Raw genomic sequence first — 17,040 nt, 5'->3', positions numbered from 1 at the left:
TGTGTGATCGACATCGAGCCATTGCGCTTTGCCTGGACCCGGGGCGGGCCTGACACATTGGTGCTGGGGCGCTTGCATGTGGACCGTGGCCAGACTGTTTTTTTGCACGGCCCCAGCGGCTGCGGCAAGAGCACTTTGCTGGGCTTGTTGGCGGGCGTTTTGTCGCCCAGCCATGGGCGTGTGGCCTTGCTGGGGCAAGACTGGGCGGCTTTGAAGCCGGGTCAGCGCGACGCCTTTCGCGCCGACCATGTGGGCCTGATGTTCCAGCAGTTCAATTTGCTGCCCTACCTGAGCGTGCTGGACAACGTGACCTTGCCTTGCCGCTTTTCCAAATTGCGGCGCGAACGCTGCCAGGCCGCAGGGGGCCCCGAGGCCACGGCCCAAAGCTGGTTGGAGCGCATGGGTTTGCCCGAGCCGCTGTGGAGCCGCCGTGCCGACGCTTTGTCGGTCGGCCAGCAGCAGCGCGTGGCCGCCGCCCGCGCCCTGATGGGTCAGCCCGAATTGATTCTGGCCGACGAGCCCACCTCGGCGCTCGACGCGGCCTTGCGCCAGGAATTCATGGACTTGTTGCTGCAGGCCGCGCGTGACGCGGGCAGCACCTTGGTGTGCGTGAGCCATGACGCCCAGCAGGCGGTGCGCTTTGACGTGCAATGGTCCTTGCCCGACTTGCAGCAAGCCGAGGTGAGCGCATGAACAACTTGCTGAACATCGCCCGGCAAAGTGCCTGGAGCCGCCGCAGCACCTTGGTGTGGGTGGTGGTGTCGCTGGCGCTGGCCACCGCCTTGCTGTGGACGCTGGAGCGTTTGCGCCACGACATCCGACACAGTTTTTCGCAATCGGTCAGCGGGGTCGATCTGATCGTGGGGGCCCGCAGCAGTCCGGTGCAGCTGATGCTGTTTTCGGTCTTTCACATCGGCAGCGTGCCGCAAAGCATGTCCATGGACAGCGTGCACAAGCTGGCGCAGCACCGCTCGGTGTCCTGGGTCGTGCCTTTGAGTCTGGGAGACTCGCACCGTGGCTTTCCGGTGCTGGGCACCACACCCGCGTTTTTCCAGCACTTTGCCTATGGCGACAAACAGCCGCTGGTCTTGCAGCAGGGCAATGCGTTTGCCGACACCTTGGATGGCTTGTACGAGGCGGTGATCGGGGCCGAAGTGGCACGCCAAATGGGCTATGGCCTGGGCCAAAGCATCACGCTCGGCCATGGCCTGCATGACCATGGTCCCGAAGCGGCTGAGGCCGATGAACACGCCGACAAGCCCTTCAAGGTGGTCGGCATTCTGGCGCCCACGGGCACTCCGGTGGACCGTTCGGTGCAAGTGAGCCTCCAGGCCCTCGAAGCCATCCACCTCGACTGGGTCGCTGGCACCCCCATGCCGGGCGCTCAGATTCCGGCCGACCAGGCCCGCAAATTCAACCTGGAGCCGCAAGAAGTCACGGCCGCCCTGGTGGGCTTGAAAAGTCGGGCAGCGGTGTTCAATGTGCAGCGCTTTGTGAATTTTTACGAAGAAGAAGCGCTGATGGGCGTGATGCCCGGTGTCGCGCTGGGTGAGCTGTGGTCGGTGCTTGGCCTGGGCGAAAACGCCTTGCTGGCGGTCTCGGCCTTGGTGGCCTTGGTGAGTGTGGTCTCGCTGGTGGCGGTGGTGTTGGCGGGCCTCAATGAGCGCCGCCGCGAATTGGCCGTGCTGCGCGCCGTGGGGGCTTCGCCGCGCCATGTGCTGGGCCTGCTCACGCTCGAAGGGGTGTGGGTCACCACTGCCGGGGTCGTGTTGGGTGTGTTGCTGGCTTACACGGGCATGGCACTGGCCACGCCCTGGCTGCAGCAGTCTTTGGGCATCCGTTTGCAGTGGGCTGCGCCTTTGCCCACGCAACTGTCTTTGGCCGGCGCGGTCTTGCTGGCCGGTTTGCTGGCCAGTCTGGGCCCGGCCTGGCGGGCTTACCGTTTATCCTTGGCCGATGGCTTGTCGCCTCGCGCATGAACACCAAGGATCAGGGATGAACCGCTACACCATGGTATGGGCTGCGCTGTGCGCTTGGAGTCTGGGGCTCGGTTCTCAGGCTTGGGCGCAAAGCGTGCGTGAGACGGTGCGCGACACCGTGCCCCAATTCCAGCCGGCCTTGTCGGCCGAAGCCCCACCACCTGGCGCCAGCGTGCCGGGTCCCACGCGCACCATCGGCTGGGAGCAGCTGATTCCAGCGGGCTGGGACCCCTACAAAGACCTCAAGGCGCTGAATCTGGAGACCCTCAAGGACAACGACCCCAGGGCCGAGGAAGCCCTCAAAAAAATGCGCAAGATGTGGGACAACGCACCCATCAACCCACTGATCCTGGGGCAAAGCGTGCGCTTGCCGGGCTACATGGTGCCGCTGGAGGACTTGCCCGAAGGCAGCAAGGAATTTTTGTTGGTGCCTTACTTTGGCGCCTGTGTGCATTCGCCGCCGCCCCCCGCTAACCAGATCGTGCACGTGGTCCTGGACAAGCCCACCAAGCGCTTTCGAATGATGGACACCTTGTGGGTCACCGGTCCTTTGAGTGCCACCAAAACCGACTCGCACATGGGGGTGTCCAGTTACCGCATCGACGCCAAGCAGGTGGCCCCATACGTTGACAAAAAGTGAGGGCTCAGTCCGGGTTTGAAACCCCTGACGCCACATGGCCTGAAGGCACATGCCGGGCAGCCGATTCGATGTGACCGGTTTGGTCGTCAAAGAAAAAGTCCGGCTCGAACTCTCGCAAAAACTCCCCTTTGGGCAAACCGCCCAGAAACATGGCCTCGTCCACCTCGATGTTCCAGTCCATCAGCGTGCGGATGGCGCGCTCGTGCGCCGGCGCACTGCGGGCTGTGACCAGTGCGGTGCGAATGCGCATGGCGGGGGTGCCCTCGTGCTGCAAGCGGTGCAAGGCCGCCAGCAAGGGCTTGAAAGGTCCGGCCAACAAAGGCTGGCCGGCCTTGTCGCGCTCATGGGCCTGAAAGGCCGACAGACCCTCGGCCTGAAACACGCGTTCGGCCTCGTCAGAAAACAGCACCGCATCACCGTCAAAAGCGATGCGCACTTCGTGGGGATGCGCCTCGGATGCGAGGGCGGAGTGCGGGTACACCTGTGCGGCCGGCACGCCTGCGCCCAAAGCGGCGCGCACATCCGACAAATGGGTGGACAAAAACAGGTTGGCGTTCAGTGGTTTGAGGTAACGCCACGGGGGCTGGCCCCGTGTGAAGCTGCCGCGCTGGATGGGCAGGCCATAGTGCTGCGCCGAGCGGAACACCCGCATGCCCGAGACCGGGTCGTTGCGCGAGAGGATCACCACCTCCACGCGCTGCGCATCCGCATCGTTGAAGGCCAGCAACTTGCGCACCAGAGAAAACGCCACGCCAGGCTTGGCGGGCTCTTCGAGGCGGCCCAGTTGCAGCTGCATATAAGCCCGGTCGTCACCTTGCTCAAACAGGCGGTTTTCTTCTTCAAAGTCGAACAGGGCCCGCGACGAGATCGCGACGACGAGTTGGCCTTCTAGGGATGCGGGCATGGTTCACTCCTTGCAGAAAAAGCAGGTCATCTGGGCACAGATGTGGGTCAACCTTGGGCTTGCGCCGTGGCTCTTTGGACGCCCGATCCAGAGGGGCATGACATCATTGTTCATTTCACCCACTGGTTCAATTCCATGATCGGCATCAGCACCGCCAGCACGATCAGCAAGACCATGCCACCCATGGCCACGATCAGCAGCGGCTCCAGCACGGTGGCCAGGGCCATGGCGCGGCGCTGCACTTCGGAAGACAACTGGGTGGCGGCGCGTTGCAGCATCACAGGCAATTGGCCGGTTTGTTCGCCCAGCCGGGCGAACATGGACAACAAGCCCGGAAAGCGTGCCTTGTGTGCCAATGCCATCCCCAATGGCGCCCCTTCCCGCACCCGGACCAGGGCTTCGAGGGCGTCCGCACGCAAAGCCTGGTTGGACAGGGTATCGGCTGCCGCTTGCAGGGCTTTGAGGATGGGCACGCCAGCGGCCGTGAGCATGGCGAGCGTGGACGCAAAGCGGGCGCTGTTGTAACCCCGGGCCAGCCGCCCGATCAGGGGCAGGCGCAGCCAAGCGGCGTCAAATTTCAAGCGAAATGCGCTTTGTTTCAAGGCCATCTGCAGCGACAGCGCGCCAGCGGCAGCCGCCAGAACCACTGCCCAGCCCCAATCACGTACAAAGCCGCTGATGTCCAGCATGGCCACCGTCAGGCCGGGCAGCTGCCGCTGCGTGCCCGCAAACACGCCCGCCACCTGCGGCACCACCGAGGTCATCAGAAAAATCACAATCGCCAGCGCCACCAGGCTCACGATGGCCGGGTACAACGAGGCCGACAGCAATTTGGAGCGCAACACCTGCTGGTCCTCCAGGTCGTTGGCCAGTTGGTGCAGCACATCGCCCAGGTGGCCACTTTCCTCGCCCGCCGAGATCACGGCGCGGTCGATGGCCGGAAACTCTGCTGGGTGCATACCCAGCGCGCACCCCAGGCTGCTGCCCGAGTTGACCTCGGCTCGGATCGCGGCCATCAGCTGGCGCTGCATGTCGTGCTCGCATTCTTCTGCCAATGCGGACAGTGCCCGCTCAAGAGGCAAACCACTGCCCACAAGCCCGGCCAGTTGACGGGTCCAAACCGTGCGCTGGCTGGCGCTGAAAGCGCGGCTGCTGCCCATGCTGCGCTGCCACCACGGCAAGCCTGAGTCTGCAGGGTCGGCCGACCCCGCAGCGATGACTTCCACCGACAAAGGCACCAGAGACTGTGCACGCAGTTGTGTGCGGGCCGATTTCAGGCTGTCGGCTTCCACGGTGCCTTTGCGCATTGCACCGTCGGCTTGCAGGGCTTCAAAGCGGTAAGCAGGCATGCGGCTCAGTCTCGCGTCACGCGCAGCAGCTCTTGCGCGCTGGTGATGCCGGCATCGACCAGGCGTTGCCCGTCGTCACGCATCAGCACCATGCCTTGTGCCAAGGCGGTGGCGCGCAATTCGGATTCGGCCGCGCGGTTGTGGATCTGGGCGCGGATCTCGTCACTGGCCACCAGCAATTCAAACACGCCGGTGCGCCCGGCGTAACCCGTGTGGCCACAGGTTTCGCAGCCCGAACCTCCGCAGTCTGTGCAGCGCTTGCGCACCAGCCTTTGGGCCAGCACACCCAGCAAGGAAGAACTCAGCAAAAAAGGCTCCACGCCCATGTCGGTCAAGCGGGTGACGGCGCTGGCCGCGTCGTTGGTGTGCAGGGTGGCCAGCACCAAGTGGCCTGTGAGCGAAGCCTGGATGGCGATTTGGGCGGTTTCGAAGTCACGGATCTCGCCGATCATGATCACATCCGGGTCTTGCCGCAGGATGGCACGCAAGGCCTTGGCAAAGGTCAGATCGATTTTGGCGTTGACCTGCATCTGGCCCACACCGGGCAGTTCGTACTCGATCGGGTCTTCCACCGTCATGATGTTGTTGCGCGTGGCGTCCAGCCGCTGCAGCGCCGCATACAGGCTGGTGGTTTTGCCAGACCCCGTGGGGCCGGTCACCAACAAAATGCCATGCGGTTGGCCTATGAGTTGGTCCACCTGCTGCAACACGCGGCCTTGCATGCCCACGGCTTCGAGGGTCAAACGCGCTTCGCTTTTGTCCAGCAGGCGCAACACAGCGCGTTCGCCGTGGGCGCTGGGCAGGGTGGACACGCGCACATCCACCGCACGTGAGCCCAAGCGCAGGCTGATGCGCCCGTCTTGCGGCAGGCGTTTTTCGGCGATGTCGAGTTCGGCCATGATCTTCAGCCGCGAAATCAGCGCGGCGTGCAGGGCGCGGTTGGGTTGCACCACCTCGCGCAGAGTGCCGTCTACGCGAAAGCGCACGCTGCTGTGGCGCTCGTAGGGTTCGATGTGGATGTCGCTGGCGCCATCTCGTGCCGCTTGCGTGAGCAAGGCGTTGAGCATGCGGATGATGGGCGCGTCGTCGCTGGCTTCGAGCAGGTCTTCCACCGCTGGCAGCGCCTGCATCATGCGCGACAAATCGGCTTCGGACTCGACTTCGCTGACCACGGCGGCGGCGCTGGAGCCGCTGTGGGCTTGACCTCCTGAATACGCTTGGTTGATGCGCCGGGCCAATTCGCCGGCCTCTGTGTTCTGCATCACAAGGCTTTGGCCTGCAAATTTACGCGACACCTCAGACAAGGCCGAACGGTCACTCCCCTCACACCAGCTCAAGGTCATGCGGTCGCCGTCGTCCTCCAGCAGCAATTGGCTGGTGCGGGCAAAGGCGTAAGGCAGAGGGTGGCGCATGGTGGCGTGCTCAGGGCTGGCGGGAAGGGCTGGCTGCAGGCGCAGGTGACTGGGGTGTTGCGCCAGCCGCCCCCACGGGCGGCATCACCGCAGAACCCTGAACAGGCAAGGGGCCCGTCGCAGCTGGCTGGAAACCCTGCTGGTTCAGGCGCATTTGCTCGTAACGCCCCATCGACAGGGCTTCTGTGGCCGCGCCGTCGCGCACCACCACGGGGCGCAGGAACACCATCAGGTTGGTTTTTTTGCGGCTGCGCGCTTCGGACTTGAACAGATTGCCAAAGAAAGGCATGTCACCCAGGCCCGGGACTTTTTCCTGGCTGTTGGTGGTGTCGTCTTGCAGCAAGCCGCCCAAGACAACGATGGAGCCATCGTCCACCAGGACGCTCGATTCAATCGAGCGCTTGTTGGTGATCAAGCCAGCGGTCGAGGAGCTTTTGCTGTCAATGCTGCTGACTTCCTGGAAAATTTGCAGCTTGACGGTGCCGCTCTCACTGATTTGTGGTTTGACCCGCAGCGTCAAGCCCACGTCTTTGCGTTCGATCGTCTGGAACGGGTTGACTGCGCCGCTGCTGCTGTTGTTGGCGGTGTACTGGCCCGTGACAAAGGGCACGTTTTGGCCAATCACGATTTTGGCTTCCTCGTTGTCCAGCGTGAGCAAGTTGGGCGTGGACAGCACATTGGCGTCGCCGCTCGATTGCAAAAAGCGCGCCAGTGCGCCCAAAGCCAAAGCACCGTTGCGTTGCTGTCCAATCGCCACGTTCAAACCTGTCGATGCGTTGTATTGGCCGGAGGCTGCGCCTGCAGCCAGACTCAGCAAGTTGGTACCGCCCACGGCAAAGTTGGTGCCCAGCAGCCCCACGGTGCTGCCGTTGGTGCCGGTGCCACTCACCCACTGCACCCCGAACTCCGCGGCTTTGTCGGCGCTGACCTCGGCGATCAAGCTCTCGACAAACACCTGCGCGCGTCGCTGGTCGAGCATGTCGATCACGCTGCGCAGTTGTCGGTATTGCGGCTCGGGCGCTGTGATGATGAGGGCATTGGTGGCGGGGTCGGCCTGAATTTGCCCCCCGGTCGACGGTTGCGCTGCGGGGTTGCTGGCGCCGAGCGTGCTGGTCGCTGCGCTCGCGCCAGCCACCGGCGTGGCCGTGCTGAAAGAGCCCGCTGCCGGCTGGCTGCCTTGCGCCGTCATGGCGGCACGCAAGGTGATCGCCAGCTTGGTGGCGTCGGCGTTTTTCAGGTAGACCACATGGATGTTGCCGCTGGCAGCGCTTGCGCCGCTGGCGCTGGGCTGGTCCAGTTGTTCGGCCAAAGAACGGGTCAATGCCAAACGCGCCGGATTGGCCGCCCGCACGATCAGCGAATTGGTGCGCGTTTCTGCGAGCACCGTGGTTTTGAACAGGGTGTCGGTTTGGCCCTGCGCAGCGGGTGCGCCCGCCGCAGCGCCCGAATCGAGCAAGCGTTGCAGCATGGGGGCCAGGTCACCCGCAATGCCGTGTTTGAGGCGAATGATCTCCACACCCGTGGCGTTGGACACATCCAGCGCCGCGATGATGCGGCCCAGGCGCTGCAGGTTGTCGCCATAGTCGGTGATCACCAGCGCATTGGTGCCAGGGTTCACGTTGATGGTGTTGTTGGGGCTGATCAAAGGGCGCAGCACCGGCACCAGGTTGTTGGCGTTTTCGTGGTTGAGCTTGAAAATTTGGGTGACGATTTGTCCGGTTCCCGCCGGCACAGCGCCCGCCGACACGGCACTGCTTTGCAGCTTGGCCTCGGCCTCGGGCAACACGGTGTACAGGCCTGCAGACTCGACCACGGCGAAGCCTTGCGTGCGCAATTGCGCTGCAAACAGGCGCAGTGCTTGGGCCGGGGGCACGGGCAGATGGCTCGACAGCGACATCGTGCCCTTGACCCGCGGGTCCACCACCACGTTGTAGCCCGACAAGGTGGCCAGCGTGCGGGCCACGGCATCGATTTCGGCATTCACAAAATTGAGGGTGACCGGTTCTTTTTGGCGGGCGGTCAGCGCGGGTGCGGGTGTTGGGGTCGGGTTTGAAGGCTGGGCCTGCGCCGTGGCGCTGGCCAGGCCAACCCAGGCCAAGGCAAACCATGGCCAACGGGCGCTGGCCAACCAAGGGGCCATCTCAAGGCGGGTTGAGGGTGTGGCGTTCAGAGGGTGCATGGTGTGCGTCATGTGAAGCGGTTTGGACAAGTTGGGGCTCACCCCAAGGAAATCAAACTGCGCGTGCCTTGTCGGCGGCCCAGGATGTTCAGCAAATTGTTGAGTTCAGGTGCGTGGCCCTCTTGCGCGCTGGCCTCGCCCTGGAACCGCAGCCGCGCACCCACCCACTGGCCATCACCACTCAAGAGCAAAGGGCCTTGTTGCGAGCTCAGTTGCAAGCTGGGGGTGGGGGTGCCTTCGGGGGTGCCACGCAATTGCAGCGAATAACTCCCCACGGGTTGGATGGGGCTCAGCCGCGTGGACAGCTGGTGCAAGTGCAAATCGGCCAAGCCTTTCATTTGCATGCGGCCCTGTGCCCAGTGAAACTGCAGACCCTGGGTGCGCAGTTGCAACTGGCCCACAGGTTGCAAGGTGTTCCAGGGTGCGCCCAAACCCGTGAGCAAGGCCGCAGGCCATGTGGAGCGGTGGTCGCTGGCCTGAACTTGCCAGGTGGACCAGCCCGCCTGGACTTGCCAAAGGGCAGCTTCGGTCATGCAGCAGTCGGCCCGCCACTCGATTTGCAGACCCGCCCAGCGCGGTGTCAGGGTCCACTGCAGTCGGCTCGGCAAAGCTTGTGCGTCGCGGCTTTGGCCGCCGCCAGTCAGCACCAGTTGGGCCGAACCCGACCAGACCGTGCCACGCGCATCGCGCCATTGCACATGGCCTTGACTCGCTTGTGAGATGCCCCAAGCGAGCCATCGTGCGGGTGCCCAGAGCAACACGGCCAGGCCCACACCGAGCAGCGTCCCCCACAAGGCATAAGCCCAAGCCGGATGACGGTGCATGGCTTTCATGGCAAGCGCAACACCAAAGTGCCGCGCAGCAGCGCGGGGCTGTTGGCAGGGGTGGCCGCTGCCGGTGCAGCGCCTGATTGCAGTTGGGCTTGCTCGGGCATGGCCAGGGCCCGCTCTCGCGCCAAGCTGAGCCAGCGCGCCAAAGCCTCTGCCGGTGCGGCGTCCAGGCTCAGTGTGGCGCGCTCGCCTTGCACGCTGACTTTGCTGCCGGGGCCCAATTCAGCCAGATTGCTTTCAAGCCATTGGACCGATTCGACTCGGCTGATCGCCTGGGGCGTTTGCAGGCTTTGGGCTTGCACCTTGAGCTGTTGCATGGTCTGGGTTTGTGCATCCAGCCGTGCTTGCTGCGCCGGGGCTTCTTGCCAGGTCTGCCAAGCCGGTGCCAGCGCCAGTTGCCAGAGCGCGACCAGCACCCCCAGGGCGCCCGCCAGGCGCAAGAGTTGTTTTTCGCGCGGGGTGCGTTGCAGCCAGAACGGCTGCAAGGCGGCAAGCATGGGGTTTGCGGGGGTGTGACGGCTCATGGCTTGGCCTGCACAGAAGGGGCGAGGGTCATCAGCCAGGCCTCGCCATCGGCGCGCCAACGGTAGCCGCGCGCAGCCAGTGCTGTTTGCAAGGCCTGTTGTTGCGCAAGGCCGGGCTTGAAGTTTTGCAAGCGCAACTGACCTGGCTGGTAAGTCCATTGGCCAGGGGCCGTGACGCCGGCAGGCAGGGCTTGGCCCAGGCTGCCGAGCATGGACTCCAGGTCACCGGCATGGAGTTGACCGGACGCCTGACGCAGCCGCTCGACTTCTTTGGCCATTTGCAAGGGGGCATCCACCACGACCTGTGTTTTTGGAAAAGTTTCACGCAAAACTTGGGCCCAGCTTTGCTGCTGTGCTTGCCAGTCGGCGCGTGTTTTCCAGGCCCAGGCATTGAACCCGATCAGCTGACCCGCCAACAAGGCCCATACCCCCCAGCGCACGGGGCGCCAAGCAGCGTCGTGCCAAAACGTGCTGGCAGCGCGTTGCCAGATTTTGATTTGGCGTGAACGGCTGTTGGCCTTGAACTCAAATTGCGCCAGATCCCAGTCGGCCGCGACCGCTGCCCGCCAGTGTTGGCCCGGAAACATCAGCCGCGCTGGGGTGTCAGCCCATTGGCTGGCCCACGCCACCACACCGGGTTCGGCTTGGATGTCGATGCTTTGTCGGTCCACTTCAGCAAGGCCAAGGCCTTGGCTCGTCCCTCCCAGTCCTTGTAGGGCATGCCCCCAAACACCACGGTCGGGGTGGGTCATCCAGAGCCAACCTGTCTCGGTATCGCCCAAGGCGGTCAGTTGCCACTGGGCGCCCAAGGGCAGGGCAGAGGAAGGATTGAGTTCGGGCACGATGCGGTGCACGGTCAGGCCCGCTTGCTCCAGCGCTTGCAAATGGGCGCTGAGCCAGCCGCGATCGCACACGGCCACCCATGGGCGCGGGGTGTGGTTCCAGTCAGGCTGCAAGGCCATGTGCAACTGGGCCGGATCGTCCAGCAGGCGGTCTTCCAGCAACCCTTGCAAGGCCAATGGCAGGCGAGCGGCTTGTTTGTGCAGTCCGGGTGGCAATTCCACTGGGTGCCATGAGAGCAGTCCGGCAGGGACCAAAGCGACCACCTCGGTTTGCCGGTCTGCCGTGGGCAACAGGTTGGCCGTGGCCCATTGCATGGCCCCCTGTTGTGCACCGGGCTCAGCGTCGACGACCGCGTGGGGGTACGTCAGGCTGGGGCTGGGCAGGCCAAGCGGCAATTGAACAATCAGGGTGCGCATGAGCGGATCATTGTAGAGGCGTGTTCAACCGTTGTTGCGGGCTTTTGACCCGCCACACCATGCTGACTTGTTGGCCATCGCGCCGCACCAGCGAGCGTTCTTGTTGGACCACACGGTCAATGCGCATGCGGCCGTTGACTTCGAAGAAGCGGCTCTGAATGCTGTGTTGCCTGTCGCTCAGTTGTCGGCCCGCGGGGCCCAGTGCTTCGCGTGCAGCGTCAAGGCTGGCCCAGTGCCGTTGCTGGCGCCTTGCAACCGCTTGGCGGGCAGAGGCCAGGTCCAGCCCGGGCACGCTGGCCGACAGCACCTCGGCCGATGCGGTGTTCAGGTTCACAGGCGTGGCTTCGGGCAGCACGGTGATGTAGGGCTCCAAGGCCGCCAAGCTGCGGGGACTCAGCCCCAGCCACAGCAGCTGAGCAGTTTGCTGCGGCATCAAGGCGGTGTTGGCGGTGGCCGTGGAGGGTTTGGCGTTGAGTTCGGCCTTGACTGGCATGGCCGCTTGCAGTTGGGTGGCCAAATTTTGCAGTTCATCCAGGGGCAAGTTCAGGCGTTCAAACAAGGCGGCAAAACGGGCCAGCATGGGGGGCGACACCTTGTTGTCCTCGATCAGGTTCATCACATTCATGCGCGATTGGGCATCGGTGATCTGGCCCGACAAAAACACTTCGGCATCGCCTTCGCGCCATGGCTGGTCTTGCGACAAAAAGGTCGACAACTTGGACTCTTGCACCGGCAAAGCCCAAGGCTCTCCCAAGTGGTCAACTCCCTTGCCTTGGGCCGACACAGCGTCCTCGCGCAGGATCAAGCGGGTCCAGTCCAGAGCGCCCGTCATCATCCAGGCCGTCTGGCTGCGGCCACGCTCGGCGATTTCGATTTCGACTTGTCGCCATTGCTGCCACAAGGCGGCACTGGCCAGCGTGGTGACCAAGGCCACCGTGAGCATGGCCATGAGCAAGGCGGCACCCTGCTGGCGCTGGGGTGTGGCGTGGTCAAGAGGCCGCTTCATGGGGGCGCTCCCGAGAGGGTGGGGCGCACCCAGTCCATGCTCAGCACACCCGAGCCTGCAGCGCCGGGCGGCAGGGTCAGGACCAAGCGAACCCCATCGGGCGCTGAGCCGCTGATGGCCGTGCCACCGGTGGTGGCGTCACTGGACAAGGGGTTGGTCCAGCTGCCGCCCCGGTGCACAAACAATTGCCAACCCCCCAGGGGGTGAATCTGCACCTGTCCGGCACGCGTGAGGTCGTCCGGTGTCTGGCTCCATTGCTGTGCCAGAGCCCAGGCGTTTTGCCAATTTTGTCGCTGGGTCAGCGCCCCGGATTGCCAGCGTTGCCAGTCGCCCCCGCCGGGGCGACCGGGATTGTTGCGCCAAGTCCAAGCGACCACCTGCACGCTGGGCTGCGCACCGGTGCTGGTTTCGGGCGCCTCAACGCTGCGCCGTGTCAGGCGCAGCACTTTGCCATCCCAGTCCCAACTGGAGGTGCCCGCTAACTCGGCCATTTGGTCGAGGTCCGTCTGCCACTGGGCCAAACCCGCTTGCAAGGTGCGGACCTCGTCCGACCGCGTTTGCAAACTGCTTTGCGTGCGCAGCATGCCGTCGAGTCCGCGCCATGCCATCCAAGCCATCAAAGCCATCACGCCGATGGCCACCAGCACCTCGATCAGCGTGAAGCCGCGGCTTTGTTGGTTGGCGTGCATCAGTTGCGCCCCATCACGGTAGAGACCTGAAGCACGTGGTCGCCCTGGTCCAGCACCCGCGCATCCACGCGCCTGAAGTTGGGGTTGGGCGTGGGCCGCACCGACACATCCACTTGCAGCACACGCCCCGCTTGCATGCACTCGACGCTGCGGTTGCCTGTGTCGGGCAGTTGCCTGCGCAGCCGCAAGGCAATGAGCTCGTTGTCTGCGCAGATTTGCCCCAGCATAGTCACCGTCTGGCGATCGGCATTGCGGCTGAGCGAGCCTGTCGCCTTCAAGCCGGCCATCAAGGCCACAGCCGTGATGCCGAGTGCCACCAGCACTTCGATCAGCGTGAAGCCGCGTTGGCTCATGGCAACACCGGCTGCGCTGTGTTTTGAACCCTGAAAGGCCGCAGGCCATCGGTCACCACCCACAGCTGCCGCTCGGGCCGCGTGCTGCTGAACAAAGACACGGCCCGTGGTGCCATCAAGGGCTCTGGCCCCAGCGTCACGGCGGTCCCGGGCGCAGCACGGGTGGACGCCGCCAACCAGTCGCGGGGCAGGCCCGGTGGCGGCAAACCTTCGAAAACAAAACCCTGAGAGTCCCCTCGGCTCTGCGCGCGCCAGACCACAGCCGAGCCGTTGGCACGGGCCTGGGCGCGTGCCGTTTCGAGCAGATTGGCCAGACGTTCGGCATCGCGCTCCAGGGCGCTGTCTGCACTGCCTTGCAGCGAGAAACGCACACCCGCCGTGGCCACCGCGATCAAGGCCACCACCACCAGCAACTCCAGCAGGGTAAAGCCTCGGGCTGGGTCTGGCAGGCGTTTACTGCCAGCTGCCGATGTCTGCATTGTTGCCCTCGCCGCCGGCTTGACCGTCAGCGCCAAAGGACAGCACATCCACCTCACCCTTGATGCCGGGGTTGATGTATTGGTAGGGGCGGCCCCAGGGGTCATTGGGCAGTTTGTCCAGATACGGCTTCCAGTTGCCGGGCACGGGCTCGGTGGTGGGTTTGAGCGTGAGGGCGTTGAGCCCCTGCTCCCCGGTTGGAAACCGTTGGTTGTCCAGCTTGTACAGCTTGAGCGCCTGCATCAGGTTGCCCACATCGGTGCGCGCAGCCGTGATGCGGGCGTCGTCGGCGCGGCCGAGCACGTTGGGCACGATCAGCGCTGCCAACACGCCAATGATGGCCAGCACCACCATCAGCTCGATCAAGGTGAAGCCCCGTTGCTGGCGTGCTTTGTTTGTCAATTCTGTGGTCATGTTGTCCATCATAATCTTCGGATGTTGACATTTTCACTGCCCAAACGGTCTCCCCAAACCGTTTTGTCCCTTGTCACCGCCTCGGTCTGGCTGCTGGCAGCAGCCGGCGTGGCGTATTGGGCACTGCATTGGCCCAAGGCAGAACCCACCCTGGCGACGGCAGCGCCTGTCGCTTTGAACCCGCTCACGGACTTGCAAGGGCCCGTGGCCAGGGCCTTGGGGCAGCCCACCAACCCAGCGGCCAGTCCGGCGCCCCAGACCCGCAGCGCCTACACATTGATCGGCGTGATCGCCAGCCCCTCCGGACAAGGCAGCGCCCTGATCGCCACCAACGGCCAGCCCCCCCAGGCCTATCGCGTGGGCCAAACCCTTCAAGACGGCTGGACCCTCGTGTCCTTGACCGCCAGACAAGCCCGTCTGAAGTCCTCGGACACTGATATCCTGCTCGAGCTTCCTGCCGCAGACGGCCCTTGAAGCATTTGAGTGCCCATTGTTTGTTCAAGGGTCAAAGCCAATGGATGCGGCTGTCTGAATCAGTATTGGTCAGCAGCCAAAAAGTCCCATGAGCAGCTTTTGCTATCGGATTCATGCCACCGTTCGAGGTGCTACACGCCTAGTTTTAGCGTGTTGAAGCTCAAGCTTGAATCTGCCCTCTTAAAAACAAGCGATAAACCGGGTTGTCCGTCTCTTCCGCATACGGATAACCCAGCGTTTTGAGGAACTTGTCAAAGGCCTTGTTGTCTGTGGGCGGCACCTGCAGGCCCACCAGAATGCGGCCGTAGTCGGCGCCCTGGTTGCGGTAGTGGAAGAGGCTGATGTTCCAGCCTGGGCGCATCAGGCTCAAAAACTTGAGCAAGGCGCCGGGTCGCTCGGGGAACTCAAAGCGCAGCAGGCGCTCGTCTTGTGACAGCGCCGAGTGCCCGCCCACCATGTGGCGGATGTGCTCTTTGGCCAGCTCGTCGTGCGTCAGGTCAATCGCCTTGAACTGATGCTTGTTGAATTTGGCCGTGATCTTGCTGCTTTCGCCTTTGCCGTGGGTGCTCAGGCCGAGAAACACATGGGCCTGGTCCGAATCGCTCATGCGGTAGTTGAACTCCGTCACATTGCGCGGGCCGCCCGGCAAGCTGCCGATCAGCTCCAAAAAGCGCTTGAAGCTGCCACGTTCTTCCGGGATGGTCACGGCAAACAGGGCTTCCTTTTCTTCGCCCACTTCGGCGCGTTCGGCCACAAAGCGCAGGCGGTCAAAGTTCATGTTGGCGCCGCACAAAATGGCCGCAAAGGTCTGGCCCTTGCATTTGTGCGCGGCCACATACTGCTTGATGGCGGCCACGGCCAGTGCGCCAGCAGGCTCCACGATGGAGCGCGTGTCCACAAAAATGTCCTTGATGGCTGCGCACACCGCGTCGGTGTCCACCGTCATGTACTCGTCCACCAAGTTGCTGGCCACGCGGAAGGTCTCTTCGCCCACCAGCTTCACGGCCGTGCCGTCCGAAAACAGGCCCACATCGGACAAGGTCACGCGCTGTTGGGCCGTCACCGACTGGATCATGGCGTTGGAGTCGTTCATCTGCACACCAATCACCTTGACGCCTGGGCGCACCGCCTTGATGTAGTTGGCCACGCCGCTGATCAGGCCGCCGCCGCCAATGGCCACAAACACCGCGTCGAGCGGCCCCTGGTGCTGGCTCAGCATTTCCATGGCAATCGTGCCCTGGCCCGCGATCACGTCCGGGTCGTCAAAGGGGTGTACAAAGGCCAGACCCTGCTTTTTTTGCAAAGTCAGGGCGTGGTTGTAAGCGTCAGAGTAGCTGTCGCCATGCAACACCACATCCCCCCCAAAGCCCTTGACCGCATCGATCTTGACCTGCGGCGTCGTGGTGGGCATCACGATGATGGCGCGCGAGCCCAACTTGCTGGCGCTCAGGGCCACGCCTTGTGCGTGGTTGCCCGCCGAGGCACAGATCACGCCTTTTTTGAGCTGCTCAGGGCTCAGGTGAGCCATCTTGTTGTAGGCCCCACGCAGTTTGAAGCTGTGCACAGGCTGCTGGTCTTCGCGCTTGAGCAGCACCAGGTTGCCCAAGCGGCGCGACAGGTTTTTGGCGGTTTCTAGGGCCGATTCGTTGGCCACGTCGTAGACCTTGGCATTCAAGATCTTGATCAGGTAATCGGCGGGGTTCAGGTCTGGGGTCTTCATGTCCGGTGCGATGGCGGACATGCCCCACCGCCTAAAAAGTGTGGGCTTGATGATAACGGCCAAAAAAATGCCCCAAGCCTTGCGACTTGGGGCAAATCCACCTTTTCAGAGGGTGGAGGAGACAAGGGGTGCATGCAAAAAAGCACGCTTGTTCGCAATTGTACGTGTGATTTGTTGCGTTGCAGCATCCGACATGTTTCAAAATGCAAAAAATTGACAGGCGCCCACGTGGCAAGCGCGGTGCTGCCACGCAAACACGCCAGACAACAAATCGCTGAAGCCCCGAGCATGGGCTTGGGTAACATCGGCACAACCCATTCGCTGGCCTCCAAGGCCAGCCACTTCACAAGGAAACAAAAATGGAATGCACAGTCACCTGGACCGGCGCGGCCGGTACCCGTTCGGGCATGGGCTTTGTGGCCGAAACTGGCTCGGGCCATGTGGTCAACATGGACGGTGCGCCAGACGCCGCCAAGCCCGAAAACGGTGGCCAGAACCTGGCCCCGCGTCCGATGGAAATGCTTTTGGCCGGTACAGGCGGCTGCACGGCCTATGACGTGGTGCTCATCCTCAAGCGCGGCAGGCACGATGTGCGTGGCTGCAGCGTGAAAATCAGCAGCCAACGCGCCGAGGTGGACCCCAAAGTCTTCACCCAGATCAACATGCATTTCACCGTCACTGCCAAAGGCGTGCCCGCCAGCGCGGTCGAGCGGGCCATTGCCATGAGCCACGACAAATACTGCTCGGCCAGCATCATGCTGGGCAAAACAGCAGAAATCACGACCAGTTTTGAGGTGGTGGAACTGGCTTGAACGGTTGAATGGATGGCAT

At 63.4% G+C, this 17,040-nt stretch carries 18 protein-coding genes; 5 read left to right on the top strand and 13 right to left on the bottom strand.

All coding sequences use genetic code 11. The annotated features are described in order from the left end of the window. The first annotated feature begins 3 nt into the window (after positions 1 to 3). The 3 genes from LHAB_RS02385 to LHAB_RS02375 are packed head-to-tail and all read left to right on the top strand — an operon-like array spanning position 4 to position 2,619. Positions 4 to 693 carry an ABC transporter ATP-binding protein gene (locus tag LHAB_RS02385; protein ID WP_090043755.1) on the top strand — a complete coding sequence of 230 codons (690 nt, stop codon included), beginning with the start codon at positions 4 to 6 and terminating at the stop codon, positions 691 to 693. Continuing rightward, complete coding sequence (locus LHAB_RS02380; RefSeq protein WP_090043754.1) at positions 690 to 1,979, top strand: ABC transporter permease; 1,290 nt, start codon at positions 690 to 692, stop codon at positions 1,977 to 1,979. The genes LHAB_RS02385 and LHAB_RS02380 overlap by 4 nt, the downstream gene beginning before the upstream one ends. A 16-nt stretch (positions 1,980 to 1,995) precedes the next feature. Further along, positions 1,996 to 2,619, top strand: a complete 624-nt coding sequence (locus LHAB_RS02375; RefSeq protein ID WP_228763319.1) for a DUF3299 domain-containing protein — start codon at positions 1,996 to 1,998, stop codon at positions 2,617 to 2,619. Positions 2,620 to 2,623: 4 nt separating this feature from the next. On the opposite strand, the gene LHAB_RS02370 is transcribed toward LHAB_RS02375, so the two are convergent. The 12 genes from LHAB_RS02370 to gspG form a co-directional block, all read right to left on the bottom strand. Beyond that, on the bottom strand, positions 2,624 to 3,523 hold the full coding sequence (locus LHAB_RS02370; protein ID WP_090043753.1) for a 5'-nucleotidase: 900 nt from the start codon (positions 3,521 to 3,523) through the stop codon (positions 2,624 to 2,626). Between the two features lie 110 nt (positions 3,524 to 3,633). Continuing rightward, positions 3,634 to 4,872 carry a type II secretion system inner membrane protein GspF gene (gene gspF / locus LHAB_RS02365; protein WP_090043752.1) on the bottom strand — a complete coding sequence of 413 codons (1,239 nt, stop codon included), beginning with the start codon at positions 4,870 to 4,872 and terminating at the stop codon, positions 3,634 to 3,636. A gap of 5 nt (positions 4,873 to 4,877) precedes the next feature. Beyond that, complete coding sequence (locus LHAB_RS02360) at positions 4,878 to 6,284, bottom strand: GspE/PulE family protein (protein WP_090043751.1); 1,407 nt, start codon at positions 6,282 to 6,284, stop codon at positions 4,878 to 4,880. 10 nt (positions 6,285 to 6,294) lie between these two features. Beyond that, positions 6,295 to 8,424 carry a type II secretion system secretin GspD gene (gene gspD / locus LHAB_RS02355; RefSeq protein ID WP_090043858.1) on the bottom strand — a complete coding sequence of 710 codons (2,130 nt, stop codon included), beginning with the start codon at positions 8,422 to 8,424 and terminating at the stop codon, positions 6,295 to 6,297. A 77-nt stretch (positions 8,425 to 8,501) separates the two neighbouring features. Next, a complete protein-coding gene (gspN, locus tag LHAB_RS02350; protein WP_090043750.1) occupies positions 8,502 to 9,296 on the bottom strand; it encodes a type II secretion system protein N in 795 nt (264 codons plus the stop codon). Then, positions 9,293 to 9,817 (bottom strand): type II secretion system protein GspM, encoded by a 525-nt coding sequence (gene gspM, locus LHAB_RS02345; RefSeq protein ID WP_194943054.1) that lies wholly within the window; start codon positions 9,815 to 9,817, stop codon positions 9,293 to 9,295. Before gspM ends, gspN begins: the two co-directional genes overlap by 4 nt. Next, complete coding sequence (gspL, locus tag LHAB_RS02340; RefSeq protein ID WP_090043749.1) at positions 9,814 to 11,076, bottom strand: type II secretion system protein GspL; 1,263 nt, start codon at positions 11,074 to 11,076, stop codon at positions 9,814 to 9,816. Before gspL ends, gspM begins: the two co-directional genes overlap by 4 nt. Positions 11,077 to 11,083: 7 nt before the next feature. Further along, positions 11,084 to 12,082 (bottom strand): type II secretion system minor pseudopilin GspK, encoded by a 999-nt coding sequence (gene gspK / locus LHAB_RS02335; protein ID WP_090043748.1) that lies wholly within the window; start codon positions 12,080 to 12,082, stop codon positions 11,084 to 11,086. Continuing rightward, the gene (locus tag LHAB_RS02330; protein WP_090043747.1) at positions 12,079 to 12,771 is read right to left on the bottom strand and encodes a PulJ/GspJ family protein; all 693 of its coding nucleotides are present in this window, start codon (positions 12,769 to 12,771) and stop codon (positions 12,079 to 12,081) included. Before LHAB_RS02330 ends, gspK begins: the two co-directional genes overlap by 4 nt. Next, entirely contained in the window at positions 12,771 to 13,124 is a 354-nt protein-coding gene (gspI, locus tag LHAB_RS02325; protein WP_090043746.1) for a type II secretion system minor pseudopilin GspI, read from the bottom strand. The genes LHAB_RS02330 and gspI overlap by 1 nt, the downstream gene beginning before the upstream one ends. Further along, on the bottom strand, positions 13,121 to 13,603 hold the full coding sequence (locus LHAB_RS02320) for a prepilin-type N-terminal cleavage/methylation domain-containing protein (protein WP_090043745.1): 483 nt from the start codon (positions 13,601 to 13,603) through the stop codon (positions 13,121 to 13,123). Before LHAB_RS02320 ends, gspI begins: the two co-directional genes overlap by 4 nt. Then, positions 13,578 to 14,024: a type II secretion system major pseudopilin GspG gene (gspG, locus tag LHAB_RS02315; RefSeq protein WP_090043856.1), complete on the bottom strand. Its 447-nt coding sequence runs from the start codon at positions 14,022 to 14,024 to the stop codon at positions 13,578 to 13,580. The genes LHAB_RS02320 and gspG overlap by 26 nt, the downstream gene beginning before the upstream one ends. Before the next feature lie 12 nt (positions 14,025 to 14,036). On the opposite strand from gspG, the gene LHAB_RS02310 reads away from it, so the two are divergent. Continuing rightward, complete coding sequence (locus tag LHAB_RS02310; RefSeq protein WP_090043744.1) at positions 14,037 to 14,489, top strand: type II secretion system protein N; 453 nt, start codon at positions 14,037 to 14,039, stop codon at positions 14,487 to 14,489. Positions 14,490 to 14,649: 160 nt separating this feature from the next. Here LHAB_RS02310 and ilvA read toward each other — a convergent pair whose 3' ends face one another. After that, positions 14,650 to 16,230, bottom strand: coding sequence for a threonine ammonia-lyase, biosynthetic (gene ilvA, locus LHAB_RS02305; protein WP_194943052.1), 1,581 nt, complete (start codon positions 16,228 to 16,230; stop codon positions 14,650 to 14,652). Between the two features lie 338 nt (positions 16,231 to 16,568). Here ilvA and LHAB_RS02300 point away from each other — a divergent pair, with 338 nt between their 5' ends. Next, positions 16,569 to 17,021 (top strand): OsmC family protein, encoded by a 453-nt coding sequence (locus LHAB_RS02300; RefSeq protein WP_090043743.1) that lies wholly within the window; start codon positions 16,569 to 16,571, stop codon positions 17,019 to 17,021. Positions 17,022 to 17,040 lie beyond the last annotated feature (19 nt).

Source organism: Limnohabitans sp. 2KL-27, assembly GCF_001269345.1.
Classification (GTDB): Bacteria; Pseudomonadota; Gammaproteobacteria; order Burkholderiales; family Burkholderiaceae_C; genus Limnohabitans_A.
Note: the sequence above shows the minus strand (reverse complement) of the source record. Positions and strands in the feature narration are given on the sequence as shown.